The sequence below is a fragment of the Lentimicrobium sp. S6 genome, from assembly GCF_013166635.1.
GTDB lineage: Bacteria > Bacteroidota > Bacteroidia > Bacteroidales > UBA12170 > UBA12170.
Genome location: NZ_JABKBZ010000012.1, coordinates 63,669 through 88,406, shown reverse-complemented (window position 1 = coordinate 88,406; position 24,738 = coordinate 63,669). Strand labels below are relative to the sequence as shown.

Sequence of the window (24,738 nt, the reverse complement as noted above, 5' to 3'; positions counted from 1 at the left end):
GAAATGATGGCACAATTAGAACCGGAACACTGGCACTGTTAGAACCGAAATAAGTGGCACTAATACGCCGGAATGACTGGCACTGACCTGCCGGAATGGCTGGCACTGTTAGGACCGTTATATCCAACTTGTTTGCTGGCTCCGAAAGAGGAGCTCAGAGAGCCGCCATGTTTTATTCTTTCTTCGGAACTTGCAAGAAAAACAATATTAACCCATTTGACTGGCTCAAGCATGTTCTCAATATCATTCCTGAATACAAAGTGAATAGGCTTCACGAATTATTGCCCCAAAATACTAAAATGTAATCTATCAGTCCTATTGGTTTGCTAAAGGCTAGGGCTGTAGTTGGTAGTGGGGATACAAATCTTACCCCAAAATATTAAAATATAGTTCTCTTGAGAAGACAAGGTCTATTTAGCAGTGGGGATACATTTATCAAACACACAAGTCTTGTATATTTTCATAAAAACCTTCAGCTAATTAGAGCAAACATATATTCCCTTTAATTTTTTCTAAGAACTATCAATCCATCTTCATCACCATTGGCTAAATAAAGATAATTACCAATTTTCTTTACATAATTACAAGAACCATCGAAATTCCAGTTTCCAAGAACTTCAAAAGTTTCTTTATCTAATACGAAAAGTCCATCAGCGCCATAAGCAGCATATATATATCTCCAATCCACATAAACTCCATTGGCATACCCGCCATTTTCATAATCAAATTGATGAACAACATTACCATTGGTTAAATCAACTTTAATAATACCATCATTACCCATGGCTAGATAAGCATAGTTATAATTTACCTCTACAGAATTTTTACCTAGGCTTGTCACGTCATAAGGAATAGTATATTCAACATAATCACTATATAAATTTGACATATCCCAAACACGCAAAACAGATTCATTAAAACCAACTCCATAAAGCAAGACACCATAGTCACCAGTAGCATCAAAATGCTTGGCATTATTTATATCCATATCTAGTTTTACATCTTCAGTATCATAGTCGTGAAAAACAGTTAAGCCACCTTGTGAACCTTTGCTCACCCATACAGTTTGATTGGCCACATAGGTAATGGAGTTAGCAGAATATCCAAGAAGATAGTTTTCCCACACCATATTACCAACATAACCAGTAACTGGGTCGATATTCCATCCTTGAGTAAATGCATTTTTATCACCTACACTAGCCCCACTCATATTCTTTTTAGCTTGTCCAGCCACAAATAACCTTCCGACATTTGCTTTCACTTCAATATCATTCATTTCTTGATTTACAAATGAAGCATACTGAGTCATCACAGGATTATCTTGATCATTTAAAGAAATAACCGACAACTCGCCAACAATATTCTCTCCTCTTGCGTGCCACCCAACATATACAGAACCATCAAACCCATCAACTGAAGATGCACTTAGTGTATGTCCTCCAGATGTAATAGGCAAAATATTGGCAACCCAAGTATAGCTTAGGTCTACAGTAGATTTATCATTATTAAATAACACAGGCTGATTCACCAACTCTATCCTAGCATCTAATTCTTCTTGAGATTTTTCAAATGTAAATTCGGTTTCATTATTAATCACATTCTCATTTTTAATTTCTTCTTTCTTTTCACAAGAAGAAAAGAAGAAAAGGAATGCTAGGCTTAAAAACAAAATATATTCTTTCATATTATTACATTAAAAGTAATTCGCAATTTTAGTTGCGAATCAATAACATCATAAATTATACCAATGAAGCTTTCAAATCTTATCCCATTGATATTCTATACATTATACCACCCCTGATTTTTTTGCAACAAACAGACTAAATCCATTTTATGGACAATCACCTTCATTTATCAGTGAATCTATCTTTAACATAATTATTAATTTCACTTAAGGAAGTGATTTCCTGAGATGTATTGCCTGAACGAAGATAAAAACGCTCACTTTTTTTACTATTTTTTGTTATTTCAATAAAAATAGGGTCTTGACTTGCAGAAACATTTATTCTACAAATGGCTTTTTGATCTATCACTGGAAATTTAATTTCTAAGTTTTGGGTAACAAAAGAAACAGTAAATGATTTATTTAAAAATGCTCTCAAGGTATTTTCGAAAAAGTCTAAATCTTTTCTTTTCAAGGTATTGATATCTTTCTCTAAACCCAAAACATTCCCATCATCATCAACTCCAATAAGTAGCGTACCTCCTCTTGCATTGCTAAAAGCAGCTATACTTTTTGCTATCACTCCTTCTAACTCCTTATTGACCACACTTAACTGATAATCCCACCTAAAAGAGGATTTAAATTCCAAATGATCATTCTCACCTAAAGTAATAAGTTCACTTGCATGTTTATCAGTATTTTGAGTTTTAACGAACTCATCTAAACTCATATAACTATTCTTTCTCCCTCTAAAAAACAAAATGATAGTAAGAACCAATAAAGCAATAATGATACTAATCTCAAAAACATGATCCATAAAACTTGTATAATACAAAGCACTTTCATTCACACTTAACACAGTGGCATTTACTCCTTTGATATTCACTTTATACGATTGACTCCACCATACATCACCATTATAAACAAAATTAAATGTTCCCGGAATCATAGAACCAGTAATATTCCAACTTTTTTTTGCTTTATTAAAAACATCAAACTTCCAAGTACTGTCTATACCCGTTTGTGACTGTCCTTGAAAAGGTATCTCCACACCTTTAAGATTCACAATAAAGCTTTGAAAATTATCTTTCATAGAAGAAGGAATATTGGTAACCATTGTATTCTGATCTAAAACAGCAATACAAGTTATTAACTGACCATTCGTTTGAGATGGCCAAGTAATATGAGTAGCCAATCCACCATTTTTTAGGCCTAGAATCTGTCCACTCGATGTCCACAAAGGAGTTCTATAACGATAAGACTCATTAAATACTTCCTCACCCCAAGTTAAAATATCAAGCTCCATACCTAAAGCCATAGTCCATGTATTGTGAACATTGCCTATTTTATCTAATCGATACCATTTTACATTATCTATTTTTGAAGCACTATCAGTGGCAAAAACAAAACTATTTTTCTCATGCTGTAATAAACTAAATCTGCCAGAATGTTCTAAAATCATTAACCCACTCACTTTAGCATTACTCTGTATATGCTCAATCAAAAAAGCTGCTTTTTGATCTAAATTTAAACCAGAAAAATGAGTAGAATCAATTTGAGCCCTTATGATAGACAGCGTACTTTCTACTTCATTTGCCGTTTTTTCAAAATCTTTGGTATATATATCTGCAATAATCTGGATTTGTTTATCAGGAAAAAACTCTTCCTTCAGTTGTAATAAAAATATTGTGGAAATACTAAGCGTAATCAACAAACTGAGAGAAAATAATATTTGGTTTTTAATAAATTTCATTGTTTAAATGTTTGTGGCAAATATCCTAAAAGATTTACATTTCTCTAAAGAATTATTCAAGAGACATACGATTAAAAATAACATATCCAAAAGTGAACATTAAATTCCATGGGTCGGAAGAATCCTCATAATAATTTAAATGTAAACTTAATGGACCTATTCTGGTATCATAAATGAATGCAGTACTAAGTACAACATATTTTGATGATAGTTTTGTTTCAAAATATGCTTCTTGCTTTTCATTGGATAAGATCCTCTGATAAGGCTGATAGTAGTGAGCCTCAGTTCTCCAATCCAACCTATTTAATATATCAAACGACAATATTAGGCCAAGAGCTGCTGAATTATATGCTCTATAGTTTGGCATAAATAAAGCTTTTGATTCTGTAGTGGGAGAATATTGCTCAGCCGACAAAATACTAGAAGTATAATTATTCAAGAAAGGTTGATTGCTAAAAGAAGCCTTTAAAGCTCCACCAAAATGGATCTTATTATGATGAAGAAAATAATTCACGTAATCTATACTCAGCTTTAGGTAATTATAATTACTTGAGCTCAATTGCAAAGTTGTATTCTTTGAAGAAGTACTACCTGGGTAATATTTCTCTAAACCACTAACATACCGTAAACTTACACTTAATGACAATCCTCTATTCGCAAATTGTTTTTTATTTAAGCTATTGATTGCTATCCCTACTGAAGGACTTACATATTCAATATTTGTTTTATCTGAAGTGTCAATTTCTGTGAAATTATTATTTTGATAATAGCGATAGGCATCAGTACCTAAACTCAAGGAAGCAAACAACTTACCTACCGGAGACAAAGGAGTACTAAAACACATTTCAAAAAATCGCTCATCCACTTTTAAATATGATGGTTCTTCTTCCTCAAAAAAATAGGTCTGTCCTCGAAAATAATTCTTTTGATTAAAAGTTCCAGAAGCTTGAAAAGCTATAGGGTACTTTCCAGGTATATCAATTCTAACATTTCCTTTTACAGAACGGTAAAACTGCCCAAAATAACCATTCAAATAAGAGCTAAACCTATTTTTTCCTACATTTTGATAAGCTAACTTGAGATAGGCTTGAGTCAGGTTAGAAGAAGAAATATTACCACCAAAATCAACTGAATAAGGGTTACTTTCTTGCAAATGATAGACCAATTTATAACTACCTAATTTATAATTATATGGCATAGAGGCCAGTACTCGTTTGTAAGAAGGATTGGCCGTCTTTCTAAAAAAATCTTCTTCAATATCCTGGTATGAAGTAATCGGTTTTCGACGCTTCAAATTAGAATTTACATATTCATTATTTCCTTGCTTTGCCAAAACAGCTGTTACAGTATCAACTATTAAAATAGGTTTTTTGTCATCAAAAGACACTCTTTTTGATGCTAAATCGTATGGTTCAATCATCAAATAGCTGACATTTTGATGAGCTTTTAATTGTCTTTTCATTTGAATATATGCAGAGTCAATAATAATTCTTGATTGAGAAAAATCTACAATATCTAAACTTGGCAAATCCATCTCCAGTACAAATCCTTCTTTACCTTGAGTTGTAAAATCAGTGTCTTTGGTCAACATATTCTGAATAATAGAAAGCAAATCGTCCTCACTAGGTGGATCATAATTTCCAGCAGCTTTGGAACCGATAATAATATCGGGCTTAAACTCTTCGATAGCAGTTGTAACTGGTAAATTATCCATCATTCCTCCATCAAATAACAAGGCACTATCTATTCTAATAGGGTCTAATAAAAAAGGGAAAGTCATACTTGCTCTTACTGATCGACATAAAGAACCCTCTTTTAAAACCACCAATTTATTTTTATCAATATTTGTAGCCACACATCTAAAGGGAATCATCAATCGATCGAAATCATTATGAGCAGCTACACAACTTGGTGACAGCATTTTCATCAATTCAAAATTAAGACGATTAGCTGATATAAAATGAGTAGGAACACTATACTTCACCCCTTTCTTATTAATATCAAAATCTATAGATACCAGTGAAGCATCTTCATCATCTTGCATAAAAAGATTTTGTTGCATTGAATCCTTATTCTCATTAACCCAAGCTTCCACGTCATTATTTAAGAAAAAGGCTTCCATTTCGTCGGGAGTCATTCCACTGGCATACATAGCACCTACAAAGGCACCCATAGAAACCCCAACTATATAATCAATTTTTACTTGTTGCTCTTCTAATGCTCTAATGGCTCCTATATGAGCAACAGCTCGTGATCCTCCTCCGCTCAAAACCAAGGCTGTTTTCTTTTGTGAGTAGGATAAAACACTATATAAAACTAGAACTAATATGAATAGATTTCTCTTAATCATCTTTTAGTTGGCCTTTGATTTCTTTCTCATCGGCTTGAAATTTAAAACCTAGTCTTTTTCCAGTACTTAATCCATTACTTTGAGCTCTTCGTAAAATGTCCACCACAGAAATATAGGTCACTTTTTCATATGGAGGAACAAGTAAATCGAAATTGACAGTATACTCAATAGAGGAACTAATAATTTTAGCAATGGCTTTTTGATCTAAAACAGAGCTTTCGAAATTATGATAAATCATGCCTATTTCTTTTTTGCCTTCAATAAAGTAATGATTCTCTTTATTCACCATTATTCTTCCAATAAGATATCCAGCATCGTTTTCACGACCATATTTAAAAGAATCGGCCAGAAAATTATAGATATGAATTAAGCCTCCATAAGAACGCGCTTTATCCTTACCAATATAAGGTGTTTTCATTATCTCATGGTTTCTTGGAATTTCAAACACATTAGAATGCATCATAAATAACAATACATCACCGCCAAACTTAATTTCAAATTCAAAATCACCTTTATCAGCATAACTTAATTCCACTCTATTCTCTTCAAGAATATCTTCTTCATATTTCCCATATTCTATGGCCAAGGCCTTCGCTTGTGTTCTAAACTCCTGAAAGGCAGCACATGTGTTGTGATAGATATTTTGTTTTAAACTTCCCTTTTTTTGAACCAAATTAAAAAGCGCAGTATTTTCCATAAAAAATGAATTTATGATTAGTAGATGCTGTAAAGTTAAGTAATTCTAGAAAAGTAAAACGCACTATTTTTATTCAAATTTTGAGATTAACAAATTATAACGTAACTTTATGAGAAATACTTAGCCTATAAACGAAACCATAGGCTTAGCTTTGTAGTATAAATATCAACCATATTTTCCCTTTAACAAGCCTAAATTCAAATTATAGGGCAGAATAAACTTAAGATTATGAAATATACCGATTTCACTATTGAGGAATTAAAGAATGATATGCGCTTTTTAAATTTATTAAGCGATAGTTTTCCAAGCATACAGAAAGCTAGTACAGAAATCATTAACCTTGAAGCCATACTTCGCCTCCCAAAAGGAACTGAACATTTCCTTACTGATATCCATGGAGAATATGAAACTTTTACCCATGTTATTAGAAATGCTTCAGGTGTAATAAGAAGGAAAATCGAAGATATTTTCGGGAAAACATTAAGAATTAAAGAAAAAGCTGCTTTAGCTACACTAATATATTATCCTGAAGAAAAGCTTGAATTTATTATCCCTAGCGAACCAGACTTAGACGAATGGTACATGGTTACATTGCAAAGGTTATCGATGGTGGCAAGAGTTGCAGCAAGTAAATATACCCGTTCTAAAGTTAGAAAATCTCTTCCCAATGACTTTTCATACATCATTGATGAATTGATAAATGAAAGAACAGATAAAAATAAAACAGAATATTATAATGAAATCATCAAATCAATTATAGATATTCAAAGAGCTAGACCTTTCATTATCGCCCTTTGTAATTTCATCCAGAGATTAATGATAGATAGATTACATATTATTGGTGACATATATGATAGAGGACCGAGTGCAGAGAAAGTTATGGATGTCATCACCAAGCACCATTCGATAGATATTCAATGGGGAAACCACGATATTGTTTGGATGGGAGCCGCTGCAGGAATTAAAGCTTATATTGCTACAGTATTGAGAATAAGTGCAAGATATGAAAACCTTGACACCTTAGAAGAGGCCTATGGAGTCAACTTACTTCCATTAGCTACTTTTGCCATGAAATATTATGGAATCGATACTGCTGATGTTTTTAAACCTAAAAATATTGAAAGAAAACATGATGGCAAGAGTATCCATTTGGTTAAACAAATGCATAAAGCCATCAGTATAATTCAATTTAAATTGGAAGCTGAAATTATCAAAAGGAATCCTCAGTTTGAAATGGATGACAGACTATTATTAGATAAAATTGATTACGAAAAAGGTATTATCAATATTGATGGTAGAAAATACGAATTATTAGACAAGTACTTTCCAACTATTGATCCTAAAGATCCTTTTAAATTAAATGAAGACGAAAGAGAGCTGATGAATATGCTTCAAATTTCATTCTTAAATAGCGATCGGTTGCAAGATCATATTAAAGCACTATATTCAAAAGGAAGCATGCACCTCTGCTATAACAGCAACCTTCTCTATCACGGATGTATGCCAATGACAGACGAGGGAGGATTCACAGAATTAACTATTTGCGATAAAAAATATAAAGGCAAAGCACTTTTTAATAAATTGGATATCATGGCCCGAAGAGCATATTTTGAAGGCAATGATGAAGAAAACCAAGTAAATAAAGACTATTTATGGTATTTATGGTGTGGCCCTGAATCTCCTTTATTTGGGAAAAAGAAAATGGCCACTTTTGAAAGGTATTTCGTAAAGGAGAAAGAAACGCATACAGAAGTTAAAAATTCTTATTTCAAACTTCGCGAAGATGAGGCTACTTGTAAAATGATTCTAGAGGATTTTGGTTTAGATGGAGAAATATCACATATAGTAAATGGTCATGTGCCTGTTAAAGCTATTAAAGGCGAAAGCCCAATAAAGGCAAATGGTAAACTTTTGGTAATAGACGGTGGAATGTCGATACCTTACCAAAAAGTGACTGGATTAAGTGGTTATACCCTAATTTATAATAGCTATGGCTTGGTATTGGTTGAGCACAATCAGTTTCAATCTATTGAGGATGCTATTAAAAACGATGTAGACATTGTTAGTAGTAGAAAAATTGTAGAAACTAACGCCACTAGAAAACGAGTAGAAGATACCGACATAGGTAAAGATATACTTAACCAAATTAGAGATTTAAAAATGCTCCTATCAGCCTACAGAAAAGGATTTGTAAAAGAGAGAGTATAGAAAAAATAGAATACTAAGAACCAATAAAGTTCCCTTTACATTTTGTTAAGGGAACTTTATTGGTTCACACCCTTTTCTTATGGAATCTTCAAATAAATTCCAATTCCTGTATTCAGCCATGAATAATGAACACTCTCTTTTGTTTTAAAAGAATTTAAATACTTGAAATAGATATTGATTCCTAATGCCTTGTTCATGGGAATATCCACTCCCAATACTGGAGAAATAGCAAAATGCCAATACATTTCTTTCTTTCTATAGATTCCATATATTTCATCATTCTCTATAGCTGTAGTACCCAATTCAGCACCAATAAATACTCTAAGTTTATTTACAGTATTTGGGAAATAGTACTTCGTATTCGCCATTAAAATCAAAGCATTGATATAATTTCTTTTCGTGGCACTTATCACAGAGTTTTCTTTAAAATAGAAAGTATAACTTTTATTAAAAAAGGCTTGCCAGGCAAAAGTCCCCCCTACACTCCACCTTGGATTTATATTCTGATCCAATTCAAATTGGAATGCCCTCCCACTGGTGAATTTCACATAATCATTGGTAGCTCCCATAGGAATTGCTGCTGACCAACTTGCTGTTAATTTTACATCTTGAGCCCAAACAGCAACACCTATCACCATGAACAAAATAATGAATAATTGCTTTCTCATATCTCTAGGCAGCTTAAATAAGATGATTGAATAAACATGATATCTATACTATTGGTGATTCTAGTTCCCATTTCTGAAGAATAAATACCTTGAGCAATACCTCTCCAATAAATAGGAATATCAGTTACCAATATTGGATCGGAATCTGTAATATCCACCATAATATAACTAGTAGCACTTACAAACATATAATCTGGGGGAGGCATTGGGTAGTAGCCATTGGCCTGTTCACTTCCCCAATAATAACTACCATATGGAAAATAGGACCAATAATAGGAAATTTGAACTGCAGACAAATCACTCACCACAACATTGAAATCAGCAATAGAATCAGGAAAATCAGCAATATTTAAATAACCTTTTGTTTGTAGGTTTTTATCTACTTGATTCAAAATAGCTTCATCATATTTCATCCATTCATAGTATACATTTCCTTCATTATCTATTCTTATCACACTATCCGCAATTTGATAATAGGTAAAAAGAGAAAAATCAGTTCCACTAACAAAACTAGTTCTAACTGTATCTGTTTCAGCAGGAGAAATCCCAGCATCTGGATAACATGACGATACAAGCATCGCTAAAACAATCAGGTAAAAATAATTATATTTACGAATCATAGTTTCAATTATTTATTGCAAATATAATGAAGTTTAACAAGCTTTGCGACTTACTATTTTTCCTTATAAGCTAAATAATATATCTTTGTTTTAAATAGATATCAAATGAGAATAAAATCCATATTTCTAGTTTTTATCATATTAATGGCTGGATTCAGCTTTGGTCAAAAATTAAACACTAAATCAGGCAAAGCAAAAAAGATGTTTGAAGAAGCCAATTACCATGTTTCCTATGGTCAGTATTATGAGGCTGAAGAAAAACTTGAAAAAGCAATAAAAGCCGACCCCAATTTTTGTGAAGCCTATTTAATGATGGGTGATATTCATGCTGATTTGAGAGAGTTTGAAAGAGCTATATTCTATTATCAAAAGTCGGTAGAGATTAGTCCTGATTTTTATCCCCAAGCTTATTATTTTTTAGGAAAACTCCTAATCCATTCTGGAAAATATGAAGAAGCTGAAAAAGCACTCACCAAATACCTAAGTTATAAAGAAATAGACGATTATTCTAAATCTGACTCTGAGCGAAATATTCTCAACTGTCAGTTTGCCACTATTGCCCTACAAAATCCGGTTGAATTTGAACCCATGAATATGGGACAAAATATAAATAGTATTTATGCAGAATATTTTCCTACCATGACGGTAGATGGAAAAGTATTACTTTACACTAGGCGCTTGGGAGCTGCTGGCCAGCACCAACAGGAGGACTTTTATATTTCTATGAAAAGAAAAGATGGCTCTTGGTACGCTTCGCAAAATATGGGTAAATCTATAAATACTCAAATGAACGAAGGGGCTGCGACCATTTCTGCAGATGGAAACACATTGATTTTTACAGCATGTGAGCAAAATGGTAATTATGGTTATGGAAGAAATGGTTACGGCAGTTGCGATTTGTTTTTCACCCTCAAAAGAGGCGACAAATGGACACAAGCTGTAAACCTTGGTCCTCCAATTAACTCTGGTTCCTGGGAGAGCCAACCTAGCCTTTCTGCTGATGGAGAAACTTTATACTTTGTAAGAGGAATAAATAGAGGAACACGAAGAGAATCCGATATTATGGTTTCCAATTTAGGAGAAGACGGATATTGGACTAAGCCTCAAAAGATTTCTGGGAATATCAATACCGCCGAACCTGAGGAGTCTGTGTTTATTCACCCCGACAATAAGACCTTATATTTCTCTTCAAAAGGGCATTTAGGAATGGGTGGCTCTGATATATATATGAGCAGAAAAAACGAGCAAAATGAGTGGGGAGAGCCTATCAACCTAGGCTATCCGATAAACACATATAGCGATGAGAACAGTCTTTTAGTTGGTCCAGATGGCAAAATAGGATATTTTGCCTCAGATAGAGATGGCGGGCTTGGGGAGTTAGATATATATGCTTTCATCATGCCAAAAGAAATACAAGCCGATCCAGTTACTTATTTCAAGGGAGTGGTTTATGACTCCTTAACTGGTGAACTTCTCTCTTCTCTCATAGAACTCATCGATTTGGAAACTGGGAAAATGATTCAGAATACCTATTCAAATTCCCTTGGAGAATTCTTTATGCCTTTGACTCCTCATCACAATTATATGGTAAACGTATCGAAAGATGGATACTTATTTTATTCAGATGCCATCTATATTAAAGAAAATTATGATCGGTTAAAACCTTTTATCAAAGATATTCCACTACTACCCATTCAAATGGGAAGCAGTATTGTGTTGAAAAATATATTCTTTGAGCTGGATAAGAGCACCTTAAAAATGGAGAGCTATAGTGAGTTAAACAAACTATATGAGTTCTTGTATAAAAACGAAAGCATCAATATAGAAATCGGGGGACATACTGATAATCAAGGAAGTGATGACTATAATAAAAATCTTTCTGAACACAGAGCACAGGCAGTATATGATTTTCTTGTTGAAAAAGGAATTTCGAGATCCAGATTATCATATAAAGGATATTCCTTTGACAAACCTATAGATACCAATGATACTGAAGAAGGCAGAGCTAATAATAGAAGAACCGAATTTATTGTTGTTAGTCAATAGTATTTCTTCCACCTCTATGTCTTCGCTTATTAGCTAGTTCTCGTAGCAAATCTCGACGGAATTCTTTTTCAGCTTTCAATAAGAGAATTACTTTGGTTGCGGGAATCACCTCTAGATATTTATTTTGGTAAAATAGTTCAATTTGATGCATCTTTCCCATATTCACTTGAAAAGATTTTAGAGCTTCTAAAGCCTCTTCCTCAGATAGGTCTCCATCTTTTTGGGCTACTTCTTGTCGATAAGATTTCATTTCGTCCTTTATTATCCCCTTTTCTTTTTCATGTGCATTATAAAGTGGCCAAAATGCAGCAGATTCTTCAGGAGTCAAGTCCATTTCCGTAGTCAAATAAGCTACTTTTTGAGAATGGTACTTCTTTTCAAAATCTTCACCATCTCTACCATCTTGAGCGTACAGACTAAAAGTAAGTAAACTCAATATTCCTATATAAACAAAAGCTATTTTTTTCATATCATTCCTTTTTATTCTTCATTAGGAAGTTCTTGAAAGGCTTCCAAAATTTCATCATTAGTAATACCTGCGTACATCAACATATTTATATCCAAGGCATATTCATCATCAGTCACCACCACATCTGTAGTAGACAACTCTTGAACTATCCAAGACTCCTCGAAACTAGCATACTGGTCCCAATCCAATTCACTAAACTCTTGCAGCGAACTAGAATTTTCTTGTCTAGCAATAAAAAACATTCCAATGATTAAACTGGCAGCAATACTTAAACCAATTGCCATCCATGTAGTCCGAATGATAGGCCTATATTTTTTAGGCTTAACCTCTTCATGTATTTTTTGCAATATTTCTTCCTCAAAATGAGCTAAAAAACCTACTGGCATTTTAAAACCTCCAGTATTATTTTTTAATTCTGATTGATTCATATCTATGTTTAATTTTTCTTTCACCTTGTATATTATGATTGCTAAAATTACAAATAGTTTAAAACTGCTTAAAATATTCTTCTACTTTTTTTACTGCGTGATGATAATTTGCTTTTAATGCCCCCTCGCTTTTATCCAATATTTTTGCCATATCCTGATATTTCATTTCATCGTAATAACGAAGGTTAAATACTAGTCTCTGCTGTTCAGGTAGTTTCAATATGGCTTTTTGCAATTTTCTTTGAGCTTCTGTTCCATCAAAATAAGTATCTGATTCGAGCTGACTACTCAGAACTTCACCATAATCACTTAAATTAAATTGCTGCCTTTTTTTCTGATTAAGAAAAGCCAAAGACTCGTTTACAGCAATACGATAAAGCCAGGTATATAATTCAGCATCTCCTCTATATTTGTCTATATTTTTCCAAACTTTGAGAAAAGTATTCTGCATCACATCTTCAGCATCACTATGATGCACCACCATTCTTCTAATTAACCAATACAAGCGCTCCTTATATTGAGATACAATATACCGGAAGCCCAGTTCTACTGTAGCTTTATCTTGAATTAACTTAATTATTTCAGAAGATGATTTATCCTGCAAGTTATTTTGTTTTGTCCTTTGATGTTCAATTTATAACATAGTTTAATCAGGAATAAAAAAATCTATAAGCCTTTTTGGACATCTGATTTTAACTGATTGATGGCGACCTGAATAGGGTTTGGATTTATATGGGAGAAATTTTGAATAACTAATGTGCCTAGGTCGTTGGCTGAAGATTGTGAATCTACCTTACTAGCCGAAAAATTGATTTGCTTAATGCACTCCTCTTTTGCCTTTTGAACTTTTGTCCATGCCACATCAGAAACATATAATTGTTGACTTAAGTTGTGTTCAAACTCATCTCTAATGGCTTTTATCAAAATGGATTGAAACAGCATAGCATTCAAACCTGGTTTATTATTTCTAATAATTAGCTGATGAGGATGAACGCGCTCTAAGAAAAGGGTCATACGCTCATAAGCTTGTAACCTAATAGGCAATAACACTTGATTGGTGTTTTTTCTCCTATCAATATCATCCTCCAACTCTTTTACCTTCAAATCTTTTTCGTTTTGTTGTTTCAGTAAATAAAAAGAAGTGAGGAAAACCACCACAGAAGGCAAGGTATATTTTAATATTTCTAATATAATCATGATATTTATTTTTCAGATTTCAATTTTCAAATATACACTAATCTTCAGGCATTACAGCCTTCTGTAGCAATTTGAGCATCATCTTTTTATCTTTTGCTGCAACAGTAAGTAATAACTCTAACACACTCGTTTTACTGATTCCTAGCGTTTTTTGATAATATTCTAGAATCTTATAGTTGGATGGACTAAGCCTAAACCCTGTGGCTATTTTATTTTGCTTCATGGTTTATTTTCTATTGAAAAACTCTTTCATTAAGGCAGCTCTGTATTGGTGATTATACTTTCCTCTACCCGTCTGCTTATCGAAGATGGCATATTTCACTCTTCCTTTGGCTTTGGCGATAAACGATACTTCATCAACATAAGTAACTTCACATTCTGTTTTATTAACCCAAACTGTATCCCCAATCTTAAGCCTACTTAAATCGTTACTTTGAGCAACTAGTTTATCCTTCCAGAATTTATATTCCTGAGCAAGTCTGATGAACTCAACCTCATTGCCACCTAAATCAGGATGTAATTTCAAAGCTTTTTTTCGGTATTCCGATTTAAGCTGTTCTTTTGAATTTATTGAATTTAAATACATGATTTATAATTTATTATGATACAAATGTAATACATTGTTTTACATTAAGCAAATATTTAACTGATTTTGTAGAAATTAAATCAAATAATATGTAAATACTACAGACTATAGGACATAAAAAAAAAGCCACGATAAATCGAAGCTTTTTTTTTAAAAAAATTGGAATAGATATTCTATTTATCTATCATTTTTATTTTTTCTTTTAAAACTAAAATATCTGCTTTTGCTTTTTTAATTTTCTTTTCAAATTCCATTTTTAAAACATCAGCATTTTTAGAGTTTCTGAAAAATCCCATATTGTTTTCCCAAAGAAGAACATCTTCTTTAAGTTTATCCATGGCATTTTGAATATTCTGACGCTCTCTTCTTAAAGTATAATCATCATCATTCTTTTTCAAATCTCCAATACGATCACGAAAACCAGCATTTCTAAAATCAACAGAAGAAATATCTAGTTTATTCAGCTGCTCGTCAATGGCTCCTCTATAATCCTTGTAGAGCTTATCCATTTCTTTTCTTGGCACATTACCGATCTCAGTCCAGCGACGTTGGAAAACTTTAATCTTCTCTAGGTTTTCTTTCTTGTCCTCCCCATATTCTGCAGTTTTGATTTCTCCGATTAAATCTTGTTTCAATTTCAAATTCTCATCTTCCTTTTCGAATTGACCTTTAAAATGCTTGGCCTTAGTTTCGAAGAAAAAGTCATTTGCAGCACGAAATTTCTTCCAAATTTCATCACTATGTTTTCTAGGAGTTGGCCCAATAGTCTTCCATTCTTTTTGAAGGTTTATTAAAGTTTTAGTGGCAGCCCCCCAATCGGTGCTATCTTTTAAAGCTTCAGATTGCTTCACCAAATCTAATTTCTTATGATAATTATCTTGTTGTTCCGCTTTTAAAGAACCAAAAAATTCCTTCTTGGCATCATAAAATTGATTTAAGATACCTTTAAAAGTAGCCCATACCTCATCGTTTACATTTCGTGGAGCAGGGCCTAAGGTCTTCCATACCTTCATCAGGTCATCAATCTCTTCAGTTCTTTTAGTCCATTGCTTATTGGTTTCAACTGGAGTTAAAACCAGTTCTTCAGCTTTTGTACATAAAGCTTTTTTCGCCTCATAATTCTCCTCTAACTTCCCTTGCAGTTCTTCATAATGGGCTTTTCTGCGATCGTTTAATTTATCGCTAGCGACTTTAAATCTTTCCCAAATCTCTTCGTTATTTGAAGTTGGAACGGGGCCAATAGCTTTCCATTCGTTATGATAATCTTGTAATAATTTGAATGACTTGTTAACAGATTTCTCTATTAATAATTCCTCAGCCTTTTCGCATAATGCTATTTTAGCTTCTAAATTCTTTTTCAAATCTAAATCACGCAATTCTTTGTTAATCTTAACTTTATCAAAGAATTTTTCAACTAAGAAATGATAATTATTCCAAAGAATCTGAATATCAGTCTTAGGAACCATCCCAATAGATTTCCAACGAGTTTGAATCTCGTTAAACTTATCGTAAGTTTCTTTTAAAGTTTCATCAGAACTCACCAAAACTCTGATCTCTTCCAAAAGCTCATTCTTCTTTGCTAAGTTTTCAACCATGATAGCATCTTGCTCTACACGCAGTTTTCTTCTTAGCTTTTTATATTGATTAAAAGATCTATTGAAAACATATTCTATATCAATAGTCTCTGGTTTATACTCTTCTTTTATACCTCCTTCAGTAAGGAACTTCTCTTCAGCAGCCTGCTTTACATCAGCTAACTTTCTACCAAAAACCAAACGGATATATCCAACTTTGTTTTTAGTATTTTTCACAGATTCAGATGCAACTACCTTGTCCATCTCTTCAACCAATTGCTCTAGGGTGTGTTCATGATAAGTTTCTTCACTTACATTTTCATCTTCATGAGCATCATCTTCCTCTTCATCGGAAGAGGTTTCACCCAATATTTCAGGAGTACCCTCTGCAATAACAGCTACTTCTTCAGCTACCTCGGGGGTGCTTTCCACAGCAACAGACACATCTTCTATCACTTCAGGTGCACTATCTGTAACAGTTTCTACCACTTCAGCTACTTCAACTACTTTTTCTACTTTTTCTACTTTTTCTTTTACTTCGCCCTCAGCTTCTTCAGCTTTAACGTCTTTGGATTCATTAATTATTGATTCGGCTGTTTCTTGAACCGGAGAATTCTCCTCCTGAACTGCATTTTCTACAACTTCAGGATTCTGATTGAGTTTTTCTTTATTTTCCATTGTTTTAAATAATTTATAAATAAAACCAGCTTCGCTGATTTTGAAAAGCAAATTTAAAAATCTTTTATATCCCCCAACATGAAAATAGCTAAAAATTCAATGAATTTTTAGCTATCAACAATATCTCTAGGTAATAATATAGAATTACTAGGATTTATTTCTATTATTCCTAAATTTCTTACTTCTATCGTATCCTTTTCTTTCGAAACCTCCTCCACCTTTTGGTTTTCTATTACCAAAATTACTTGGTTTTCTTTTAGTAGGAGGAGTCGCTTTAGACTTAGTTAATTCAACCCTTACAGGTACACCTTGATAATCTAAATTCTCAAGGTGATCGAAAACTTGACTTTCAAAATTTTTATCAACTTCTATGAAACTAAATTTCTTAAATAATTCAATTTCTCCAATTTCAATACTTTTAAACTCAGGGCGCTGAGTAAGAAGACCGATCAGTTTACCAGGGCTTATTCCATTCTTGGTACCTAGATTCACATAAAAACGACTATAATCAATGTCTTTTCTGTTCTTCTTTCCTTCTCTTGGTCTCTCATCTCTATCTTCACCCCTTCTAGGTTCTCTCTCATTCAAATCATGAGCATCGCTATAATACTCTAAGAACCTATTAAACTCAACAGAAGCGAAACGAGTGATAATGTCTTCTTTGCTAAGATGTTCTAATTGCCTATAAATAGCTGGTAGGAATGGTCCGATTTGTTTTTCATCAACTTCGACCTTCTCCATTTTATCCATTAGGTGAAACAATTGGGTCTCACAAATATCTTTTCCATTTGGAACTGGCTTTTTCTCAAACTTCTTACCAATCATTCGCTCAATAATTCTAATCTTACCTTGCTCGCGACCATGGATAATAGAAATGCTGATACCACTCTTTCCTGCTCTACCTGTTCTACCACTTCGGTGAACATATACTTCTGTATCATCTGGAATATTATAGTTGATTACATGAGTCAAGTCATCTACATCTAAGCCTCTAGCTGCCACGTCTGTAGCCACTAACAACTGAAGGTTTCTGCTTCTAAAACGAGCCATTACATACTCTCTTTGTGGCTGTGATAAATCACCATGTAATGCATCGGCATTATAACCATCCTGCATTAATTTCTCAGCTACTTCTTGCGCATCACGACGAGTTCTAACAAATACAATCCCATACACTCCAGGATTCATATCTACAATTCTTTTTAATGCTGCATATCTATCTTTAGCCTGAACTTGATGATAAATATGACTCACATTATCAGCTCCCTGGTTTTGCTTTCCAAGCGCTATCTTAACAGGATCGGTCATGTAATTTTTAGAGATAGCCGCTACTCCTTTTGGCATAGTAGCCGAAAAAAGTAGAGTTTGACGAGTAGATGGAGTATTTGATAAAATATCATCTAATTCATCTTTAAAACCCATACTGAGCATCTCATCTGCTTCATCTAAAACTAGATACTTAATATTCCCTACTTTTAGTTTTCTTCTTTTTATTAAGTCGGCAACTCTACCAGGAGTACCTACTACAATTTGGCCTCCTTTATTTAATTCTCTAACTTGGGTTTCCATTGATGCTCCACCATAAACGGCAATCACATCAACCAAATTTGAGTATTTTGAGTATGCTTTAATATCATTTGCTATTTGAACGGCTAGTTCTCGTGTTGGAGATAAAATAAGTGCCTGTACACTTTTATCTGAATGTTCTATATTTCCTAATATAGGTAATCCAAAGGCAGCTGTTTTACCAGTACCTGTTTGGGCATTGGCAATTAAGTCCTGTGTACTTTCATAAATAAACGGAATACATTTTTCCTGAACAGGAGTAGGTGATTCGAATCCAAGCTCACCAATGGCTTTTAATACTTCAGGGGCCAAGCCCATTTCTTTAAAATTCATTCACTGTGTTTTTTTCCAAAAGCCAATAAATCTGGCTTTTTAATTCGCGGCAAAGATACACTTATTTACGTCACGCAAAACACTATAAATGAATAATTTGATTGTCAAAAAACGATTTGTAAATTTATTAACTAAAACCCAGACAATGACACATATTTTAAAACATATTTCATTTGCATTTTTATTGATTTAAAATTCCTGCAATCCTAAATCAGAACCACAAGCAATCCCTATACAACTGAATTTAAGCCGGATAAAAAAATCCAGAAATCCGAAATTGGAGATATTAAAAATGCTATTATTGAAATACTAGATACAGGAGAAATCTTAGCTATCAATCAAAAGTTATTTGCTGTTGATGTACTACATGAATTTTATAAAAGAAGAGATAATCATTTCGCTTGGTTAGAATTTTACAATATCGACCAAGTCACTGAAGCCATTAAAAACATATCTGAAGACGGATTAGAGCCCGATTATTATCACCTTGATACGATAGAGTAAACCTATACTGAGATTAAGAAATCTGCTACCATCAAACCCAAAGAATATGCTAAATTTAACAACCTTCTTACTGATGCCCTTCTCTTGTTATCAAGCCATATTATTACTGGAAAAGTAAACCCCAAAAGTCTGAAAAATCAACGGAATATATAATACAATCTTATAAAAGAAGTTTTGAGGGAATAGCTGAATTAATTAAACCCTCACTTGCTAATCATCCGGTTTACAAATCAGTAGAGAGCCGAAAACCAAAAACTCATATGTATACTGGCCTCCAGAAAGCCTTGAAAGATTCTCAGTATTACTAAGAAACAAAAGGCTGGGAGGAGATAGCCAGCGGCGGAACTATTAAGCTCGGCTCTAAATTCAAAAGAGTAATCGAGGTAAGAGCAAGATGATTAGCATCTAAAGAAATGCTGCCATCAATAGCTGTAAACAATAGCATTTATGATGAAGCCCTACAAAACAGCAACAAAGGGTTTCAATAAAAAAAATAGGGTTACCCATTTAGTTCACAAATAGTTGTATATGAGTATATTAATTTGTAAATTGTATTCAAATTCAGGAACGACTAGGATACTAAAAGACATTGATAGACAGACGTTTAAAGAAAGATTTACAACAAAAGAAGATTGCTGTAATTTTTTAGCAGAGCTTAAGTGGAGCGAAGGCTATAGCTGTACAAGATGTGATTCTCATTTGTTTATAAAGGGAAAGCAGCCAGCAAGTCTTAGATGTAGTAAGTGTGGATATGATGAATCTACCCCAACAGGAACCTTGTTTCATAAATTAAAGTTTGGAATAGAGAAAGCTTTTGAGATGAAGTATGAGATTGTTACAAGTAAAAAAGGGGCAAACAGCATTTGGTTAGCAGAACATTTCGGGGTTAAGCAAAAGACAGCTTGGCTATTTAGACAAAAAGTGCAAGTAGCAATGAAAAGCAGTGAACAAATCCCATTAGAGGATGAAGTTCATGTTGATGAGTTTGAGAAAGGCACACCGCAAACAGGTGAGCAAGGCAGAAGCAAAAGTGACAAAAAGGTAAGAGTTGTTATTGCATTTGAGCATAGAGATGGCAAATCAGGAAGAGGTTATGCGAAAGTAATCCAAGATTATAGTTCAAAATCACTTAAACCTATCTTTGACCATCATATTAAGAATGATGCAATGGTGCTGGTTGATGGATGGGCTGGGTATAAGCCTCTCAAGGAAAATTATCCGAATTTGACACAAACACTATCTGATAATGGCAAGAATTTCAAAATGTTACATATTCAGATTAGGAATTTTAAAAATTGGCTAAGAGGTGTACATTCATATTGCAACAAAGAATACCTACAAAACTATATTGACGAATATTTCTTTAGATTTAACAGAAGGAATCATCGCCAATCAATTTTAGATAAAATCATTCAGAGATGCGTAGAGCATAAACCGATTGCTTACGCTTCGATTAAATTACACGAGACTTAAATGGGTAACCCTATCCGCTAATTTTCAACCCATATCGCTTCGCTATGATTCCTGGTTTCCAAATTATTGTAAAGTATAAAATGACTCTAGCGAAATGACAAAAATTCATTATAATCTTTTCTTTTTCTTTAAATTTTGAAATTAAAAAATAGACCTAATAATTGGTTTACAAACATAATAATAATATTACAACCTTTGACTGTACTTACTTTTTTTTGCTCATAGATATAGTATAAGCTGAAGAGCAAAGCTCTATTTATTACAATATCAGAATCACTCATTATCAAAACTATATTTCCTGTTTTCTATTTCAACTTCAACAAGTCTTATAACAGCTTCTGGCAACTGTCTAGTCCCATTTTTCATTTCAAGCAATTCATTATCAGTTTTATTCATTAGAATAGTCTCCCAATCATAGTTACCTATATAGCCAGTACCATAATTTAAAGTTCGTTTAAATAAAGACAAATGCCTTAAAAAAGAGATAGCATGCCTAAAAAAGGCCAATATCAATAAACCTAAAGCAAAGTAAAGAGGGAACTCAATATCTCCAACACCCTTTAATAAGATTAAAGGATATAAAATTATTATTAAAAAATAAGTAATTGTTAAACGAGTATAATCAATAGTATATTCAACAAGTCTTAGTCCTTCTTTTTCTTTTATTATAAGTCTTGCATTCCCAATTCCTATCCATAGATTAAAGTTAAAATCTGGTTTTAATCTAAAGAAATCGTTTTCAATCAATATCTCATTTTTCCTTTTATAAAACATTTCATCACAATAGGAATCTTTAAAACTTAACCAAAAGTTCTTTAAAACAGCATTATTTGGCGTATCATCCAATTCTTGCCTAAAAGATATTTTAAATGGTGTTTTCAATATTTACATTTTATGGTATTCAGATTTTACTCTTGCAATTTATAAAACTTAAATGGTATTCACATTGAAGGATAGAATGTTTTTTTATTATGGTTGTTGTACTACTGAAGTTAGAATTTTAGAATAAAATCATTCAGTAAATCATCACATTAAACACTTGCCATACCAATCAGTCGGTATTTACCGTATCTTTGCAGTATGAAAACTAAGGAAAACATTCTTACTCAATCTTTTCAGCTCTTTATAAACGAGGGCTATAAAGAAGTTTCTATTCAAAATATAGTGAGCCATTGTGGTATTTCTAAGGGTGCCTTTTATCACCATTTCAAATCGAAAAATGATTTATATGAGGAGGTTTTAAATCGATTTTTCTTCAATTATTTTAATGAATCGGATTTCGATTATAGTCAGGAGAAAAATCTGAAAGACAAGCTGGGTGAGTTTGTGGAGCATTTGATTAGCCCCTATGAGGAATTACTGGAACTAACCTCTCGCAAAGATTTATTGGCTTATTTTCGTTTCCTTTTTCAATCGGCAGCATCACAAGACTCCATACAATATAAAATCAATAGACATTTTTATAAGAAAGGTTATTATTTGGAGTTATTGCTTAAAGAAGAGCTGAAACAACAAAATATGGCCATAGCTATTGACGCCAAGAAAACGGCGCGATTATTACTGAGCATTGTTTTGGGGATGACCGTTTTAGATGGTATTTATGATGCAGCAAAGATAAAATCACATTTACATGAATCATTAGACATCATGATTCAAATATTAGTAAAAAAAGAATATCGTCAAGCTCAATTAGAACTTGAATTTAATTAATACTAGGGCATGAATTATCAAGAAATCATAAAAAGTCAGCAGGATTTTTTTAATTCCAATGCGACCAAACCACTTCATTTTCGCAAAGAACAATTGAAAAAGTTTCAATCCGTTTTAAAATCTAATGAAGCTTTATTATACAAAGCCATCTTTAAGGATTTTAAGAAATCAGAATTTGAAACCTATGCCACAGAGTTAGGAATGATTTATGAAGAACTGATTCATCACCTCAAGAATATCAAACTTTGGTCGACGAAAAAATACATCTCCACCAATCTGGCCAATTTCTTAGGTTCTAGCTATATCATGCCCGAGCCTCTTGGGAATGTTTTAGTGATAGGGGCTTGGAATTACCCCTATCTTTTGTCATTACAACCTGTGATTTCAGCCATGGCAGCTGGAAATACTGTTATCATTAAACCCAGTGAATTGGCTCCATATACCAGCCAAGTCATGGCGAAAATCATCAATGAGAATTTTCCTACTCATTATATGCAAGTTTGGGAAGGCGGCATTGAGGAGACCACGGAAATCCTCAAACTTCGATTTGATAAGATATTCTATACCGGTAGCGCTATAGTGGGTAAGATAGTGATGAAAGCTGCAGCTGAGCATCTTTGCCCAGTGATTTTGGAACTTGGAGGTAAGAGTCCGGCTCTAGTAACCAAGAGCGCTTCCATTAAAATGACAGCCAAAAGACTAGCTTGGGGGAAATTCCTTAATGGTGGTCAAACTTGTGTGGCTCCAGATTATATTCTCGTTGATAAAAGTGTGAAAGCAAAATTAATAGCGGAACTCATCAAACAAATCAAAAAAATTCATGGTGAACATCCTCAAAAAAGTGAGGCCTTTGTAAGAATTATAAATAATCGACATTACGATCGCTTACTTGCATTATTAGACGAAAAGAAAATCATCTTCGGTGGAGAAACCGATGAGAAAGATTTATATATCTCCCCTACCATCATGGATCATATCGAATGGAATGACAAGGTGATGCAAGAAGAAATATTTGGACCTATATTACCCATAATAGAATATGAAAATTTAGAGGAGGCCATTAAGCAGGTTAAATCTCGTGAAAAGCCACTGGCACTCTATTTATTCACCCACAAGAGAAGTACGAGTAAACGAGTTTTCAGTGAGCTTTCCTTTGGTGGAGGTGGATTAAACGAATGCATCATGCATCTAACCAATCCCGGACTACCCTTTGGAGGAGTGGGATACTCAGGAATGGGAAATTATCATGGCGAAAATGGTTTTAAAGCCTTTAGTCATCAAAAAAGTATCATTCAAAAAACAAATTGGTTTGAGCCATTTGTAAAATATGCACCCTATAATGGATTGAAGTTATGGTTGCTAAAAAAGTTGATGTAGGTGGGGAGATTGGGGGATCGATAGACTTAGTGACTTAAAAAGAAATGTTTCAGAGTTGAAGAATTGTAAATTTATGAATAAATTCTTCGTGCCTTAGTGGCAAAAAAAAGTGAATATGAAAATAAAAGCAAGAGATTATAGCAAACAAGAAGAGTTTTGGAACATCCTAACTCATGGCTTAGGTTTGGCACTCAGTATTCCTGCATTGGTATTATTGGTGGTGTTTGCAAGCATATATGGAACAGCATGGCATATCGTAAGTTTTAGTATTTATGGAGCAACATTGGTTACTTTATACGCTGCTTCTACCCTATTTCATGCGACCAAAAAGAAAAAGACACGATTGAAACTCAATGTTTTTGATCACAGTAGTATTTTTCTTTTGATAGCAGGAACCTATACTCCATTTTTACTCGTTACACTAAGAGGCCCTTGGGGTTGGTCACTATTCGGAGTCATTTGGGGATTAGCCATCACCGGAGCCATCCTCAAATTGTTTTTTACTGGTCGCTTCGACAAAATTTCTACTGCCATCTATGTATTGATGGGCTGGATGATCATTATTGCCATTAAGCCATTGATAGAAAGCTTCAGCGGTCCTGGACTCTTCTGGTTAATAGCTGGAGGAGTAAGCTATAGTATTGGAGCTATCTTTTATTTGCTACACAAACTACCTTATAATCACGCCATTTTCCACGTTTTCGTATTACTAGGCAGTATTGCGCATTTTGTAGCTGTTTTCTTTTATGTGTAAATTAAAAGAAAGTAATTATTTAGTACTCCTACTCCCAATTTAAAAGTCCTGTTGAAGGAAGGAAATGAAGAGCTGCCGAGCTGG

The 24,738-nt window shown here is 33.4% G+C and carries 22 protein-coding genes and 1 pseudogene; 8 read left to right on the top strand and 15 right to left on the bottom strand.

Annotated elements, in window-relative coordinates; all coding sequences use genetic code 11:
• Positions 1-95: 95 nt before the first annotated feature.
• Positions 96-305: a transposase domain-containing protein gene (locus tag HNS40_RS06515; RefSeq protein ID WP_172278895.1), complete on the top strand. Its 210-nt coding sequence runs from the start codon at positions 96-98 to the stop codon at positions 303-305.
• Positions 306-502: 197 nt separating this feature from the next.
• Here the strand turns inward: HNS40_RS06515 and HNS40_RS06510 are convergent, their stop codons facing one another.
• The 4 genes from HNS40_RS06510 to HNS40_RS06495 form a co-directional block, all read right to left on the bottom strand.
• Entirely contained in the window at positions 503-1,684 is a 1,182-nt protein-coding gene (locus tag HNS40_RS06510; protein ID WP_172278893.1) for a hypothetical protein, read from the bottom strand.
• 163 nt (positions 1,685-1,847) lie between these two features.
• Positions 1,848-3,416 (bottom strand): helix-turn-helix domain-containing protein, encoded by a 1,569-nt coding sequence (locus HNS40_RS06505; RefSeq protein ID WP_172278891.1) that lies wholly within the window; start codon positions 3,414-3,416, stop codon positions 1,848-1,850.
• Positions 3,417-3,468: 52 nt separating this feature from the next.
• A complete protein-coding gene (locus HNS40_RS06500; RefSeq protein ID WP_172278889.1) occupies positions 3,469-5,766 on the bottom strand; it encodes a patatin-like phospholipase family protein in 2,298 nt (765 codons plus the stop codon).
• Positions 5,759-6,463, bottom strand: coding sequence for a hypothetical protein (locus HNS40_RS06495; RefSeq protein WP_172278887.1), 705 nt, complete (start codon positions 6,461-6,463; stop codon positions 5,759-5,761). Before HNS40_RS06495 ends, HNS40_RS06500 begins: the two co-directional genes overlap by 8 nt.
• A gap of 225 nt (positions 6,464-6,688) precedes the next feature.
• Between HNS40_RS06495 and HNS40_RS06490 the strand changes: the two genes are divergently transcribed.
• Positions 6,689-8,671 carry a fructose-1,6-bisphosphatase gene (locus tag HNS40_RS06490; protein WP_371742922.1) on the top strand — a complete coding sequence of 661 codons (1,983 nt, stop codon included), beginning with the start codon at positions 6,689-6,691 and terminating at the stop codon, positions 8,669-8,671.
• A gap of 77 nt (positions 8,672-8,748) precedes the next feature.
• Here the strand turns inward: HNS40_RS06490 and HNS40_RS06485 are convergent, their stop codons facing one another.
• Together HNS40_RS06485 and HNS40_RS06480 are read right to left on the bottom strand one after the other, a co-directional pair.
• Positions 8,749-9,339, bottom strand: coding sequence for an outer membrane beta-barrel protein (locus tag HNS40_RS06485; RefSeq protein ID WP_172278883.1), 591 nt, complete (start codon positions 9,337-9,339; stop codon positions 8,749-8,751).
• A complete protein-coding gene (locus HNS40_RS06480) occupies positions 9,336-9,959 on the bottom strand; it encodes a DUF4136 domain-containing protein (RefSeq protein WP_172278881.1) in 624 nt (207 codons plus the stop codon). The genes HNS40_RS06485 and HNS40_RS06480 overlap by 4 nt, the downstream gene beginning before the upstream one ends.
• Positions 9,960-10,064: 105 nt before the next feature.
• Between HNS40_RS06480 and HNS40_RS06475 the strand changes: the two genes are divergently transcribed.
• Entirely contained in the window at positions 10,065-12,005 is a 1,941-nt protein-coding gene (locus HNS40_RS06475; protein WP_172278879.1) for an OmpA family protein, read from the top strand.
• Here HNS40_RS06475 and HNS40_RS06470 read toward each other — a convergent pair.
• The 8 genes from HNS40_RS06470 to HNS40_RS06435 form a co-directional block, all read right to left on the bottom strand.
• Positions 11,995-12,474: a hypothetical protein gene (locus tag HNS40_RS06470; RefSeq protein ID WP_172278877.1), complete on the bottom strand. Its 480-nt coding sequence runs from the start codon at positions 12,472-12,474 to the stop codon at positions 11,995-11,997. The two genes, HNS40_RS06475 and HNS40_RS06470, sit on opposite strands and share 11 nt — an antisense overlap.
• A gap of 11 nt (positions 12,475-12,485) precedes the next feature.
• Positions 12,486-12,902 carry a hypothetical protein gene (locus HNS40_RS06465; RefSeq protein WP_172278875.1) on the bottom strand — a complete coding sequence of 139 codons (417 nt, stop codon included), beginning with the start codon at positions 12,900-12,902 and terminating at the stop codon, positions 12,486-12,488.
• Between the two features lie 58 nt (positions 12,903-12,960).
• Positions 12,961-13,506, bottom strand: coding sequence for an RNA polymerase sigma factor (locus HNS40_RS06460; RefSeq protein ID WP_172278873.1), 546 nt, complete (start codon positions 13,504-13,506; stop codon positions 12,961-12,963).
• 62 nt (positions 13,507-13,568) lie between these two features.
• Positions 13,569-14,099 (bottom strand): hypothetical protein, encoded by a 531-nt coding sequence (locus tag HNS40_RS06455; RefSeq protein WP_172278871.1) that lies wholly within the window; start codon positions 14,097-14,099, stop codon positions 13,569-13,571.
• A gap of 37 nt (positions 14,100-14,136) precedes the next feature.
• The gene (locus HNS40_RS06450; RefSeq protein ID WP_172278869.1) at positions 14,137-14,322 is read right to left on the bottom strand and encodes a hypothetical protein; all 186 of its coding nucleotides are present in this window, start codon (positions 14,320-14,322) and stop codon (positions 14,137-14,139) included.
• Positions 14,323-14,325: 3 nt separating this feature from the next.
• Positions 14,326-14,685 carry a hypothetical protein gene (locus HNS40_RS06445; protein ID WP_172278867.1) on the bottom strand — a complete coding sequence of 120 codons (360 nt, stop codon included), beginning with the start codon at positions 14,683-14,685 and terminating at the stop codon, positions 14,326-14,328.
• 173 nt (positions 14,686-14,858) lie between these two features.
• Entirely contained in the window at positions 14,859-16,937 is a 2,079-nt protein-coding gene (locus HNS40_RS06440) for a DUF349 domain-containing protein (protein ID WP_172278865.1), read from the bottom strand.
• Between the two features lie 147 nt (positions 16,938-17,084).
• On the bottom strand, positions 17,085-18,836 hold the full coding sequence (locus HNS40_RS06435; protein WP_172278863.1) for a DEAD/DEAH box helicase: 1,752 nt from the start codon (positions 18,834-18,836) through the stop codon (positions 17,085-17,087).
• A gap of 210 nt (positions 18,837-19,046) precedes the next feature.
• Between HNS40_RS06435 and HNS40_RS23675 the strand changes: the two are divergent.
• Both HNS40_RS23675 and HNS40_RS06430 read left to right on the top strand, forming a co-directional pair.
• Positions 19,047-19,493 (top strand): annotated as a pseudogene (locus HNS40_RS23675) (hypothetical protein).
• A gap of 375 nt (positions 19,494-19,868) precedes the next feature.
• A complete protein-coding gene (locus HNS40_RS06430) occupies positions 19,869-20,813 on the top strand; it encodes an IS1595 family transposase (protein ID WP_172278861.1) in 945 nt (314 codons plus the stop codon).
• Positions 20,814-21,086: 273 nt separating this feature from the next.
• On the opposite strand, the gene HNS40_RS06425 is transcribed toward HNS40_RS06430, so the two are convergent.
• Complete coding sequence (locus tag HNS40_RS06425; protein ID WP_172278859.1) at positions 21,087-21,695, bottom strand: hypothetical protein; 609 nt, start codon at positions 21,693-21,695, stop codon at positions 21,087-21,089.
• 198 nt (positions 21,696-21,893) lie between these two features.
• Here HNS40_RS06425 and HNS40_RS06420 point away from each other — a divergent pair, with 198 nt between their 5' ends.
• The 3 genes from HNS40_RS06420 (at position 21,894) to HNS40_RS06410 (ending at position 24,654) form a co-directional block, all read left to right on the top strand.
• Positions 21,894-22,523, top strand: coding sequence for a TetR/AcrR family transcriptional regulator (locus tag HNS40_RS06420; RefSeq protein WP_172278857.1), 630 nt, complete (start codon positions 21,894-21,896; stop codon positions 22,521-22,523).
• A gap of 9 nt (positions 22,524-22,532) precedes the next feature.
• Entirely contained in the window at positions 22,533-23,900 is a 1,368-nt protein-coding gene (locus HNS40_RS06415) for an aldehyde dehydrogenase (RefSeq protein WP_172278856.1), read from the top strand.
• Positions 23,901-24,015: 115 nt separating this feature from the next.
• Positions 24,016-24,654: a hemolysin III family protein gene (locus tag HNS40_RS06410; RefSeq protein WP_172278854.1), complete on the top strand. Its 639-nt coding sequence runs from the start codon at positions 24,016-24,018 to the stop codon at positions 24,652-24,654.
• Positions 24,655-24,738 lie beyond the last annotated feature (84 nt).

What these genes read in the sequence shown, in the direction of transcription:
- HNS40_RS06515 (WP_172278895.1), top strand. Translation starts at nt 96, where the DNA reads ATGGCTGGCACTGTTAGGACCGTTATATCCAACTTGTTTGCTGGCTCC.
- HNS40_RS06510 (WP_172278893.1), bottom strand. Translation starts at nt 1,684, where the DNA reads ATGAAAGAATATATTTTGTTTTTAAGCCTAGCATTCCTTTTCTTCTTT.
- HNS40_RS06505 (WP_172278891.1), bottom strand. Translation starts at nt 3,416, where the DNA reads ATGAAATTTATTAAAAACCAAATATTATTTTCTCTCAGTTTGTTGATT.
- HNS40_RS06500 (WP_172278889.1), bottom strand. Translation starts at nt 5,766, where the DNA reads ATGATTAAGAGAAATCTATTCATATTAGTTCTAGTTTTATATAGTGTT.
- HNS40_RS06495 (WP_172278887.1), bottom strand. Translation starts at nt 6,463, where the DNA reads ATGGAAAATACTGCGCTTTTTAATTTGGTTCAAAAAAAGGGAAGTTTA.
- HNS40_RS06485 (WP_172278883.1), bottom strand. Translation starts at nt 9,339, where the DNA reads ATGAGAAAGCAATTATTCATTATTTTGTTCATGGTGATAGGTGTTGCT.
- HNS40_RS06480 (WP_172278881.1), bottom strand. Translation starts at nt 9,959, where the DNA reads ATGATTCGTAAATATAATTATTTTTACCTGATTGTTTTAGCGATGCTT.
- HNS40_RS06475 (WP_172278879.1), top strand. Translation starts at nt 10,065, where the DNA reads ATGAGAATAAAATCCATATTTCTAGTTTTTATCATATTAATGGCTGGA.
- HNS40_RS06470 (WP_172278877.1), bottom strand. Translation starts at nt 12,474, where the DNA reads ATGAAAAAAATAGCTTTTGTTTATATAGGAATATTGAGTTTACTTACT.
- HNS40_RS06465 (WP_172278875.1), bottom strand. Translation starts at nt 12,902, where the DNA reads ATGAATCAATCAGAATTAAAAAATAATACTGGAGGTTTTAAAATGCCA.
- HNS40_RS06455 (WP_172278871.1), bottom strand. Translation starts at nt 14,099, where the DNA reads ATGATTATATTAGAAATATTAAAATATACCTTGCCTTCTGTGGTGGTT.
- HNS40_RS06450 (WP_172278869.1), bottom strand. Translation starts at nt 14,322, where the DNA reads ATGAAGCAAAATAAAATAGCCACAGGGTTTAGGCTTAGTCCATCCAAC.
- HNS40_RS06445 (WP_172278867.1), bottom strand. Translation starts at nt 14,685, where the DNA reads ATGTATTTAAATTCAATAAATTCAAAAGAACAGCTTAAATCGGAATAC.
- HNS40_RS06440 (WP_172278865.1), bottom strand. Translation starts at nt 16,937, where the DNA reads ATGGAAAATAAAGAAAAACTCAATCAGAATCCTGAAGTTGTAGAAAAT.
- HNS40_RS06435 (WP_172278863.1), bottom strand. Translation starts at nt 18,836, where the DNA reads ATGAATTTTAAAGAAATGGGCTTGGCCCCTGAAGTATTAAAAGCCATT.
- HNS40_RS06430 (WP_172278861.1), top strand. Translation starts at nt 19,869, where the DNA reads ATGAGTATATTAATTTGTAAATTGTATTCAAATTCAGGAACGACTAGG.
- HNS40_RS06420 (WP_172278857.1), top strand. Translation starts at nt 21,894, where the DNA reads ATGAAAACTAAGGAAAACATTCTTACTCAATCTTTTCAGCTCTTTATA.
- HNS40_RS06415 (WP_172278856.1), top strand. Translation starts at nt 22,533, where the DNA reads ATGAATTATCAAGAAATCATAAAAAGTCAGCAGGATTTTTTTAATTCC.
- HNS40_RS06410 (WP_172278854.1), top strand. Translation starts at nt 24,016, where the DNA reads ATGAAAATAAAAGCAAGAGATTATAGCAAACAAGAAGAGTTTTGGAAC.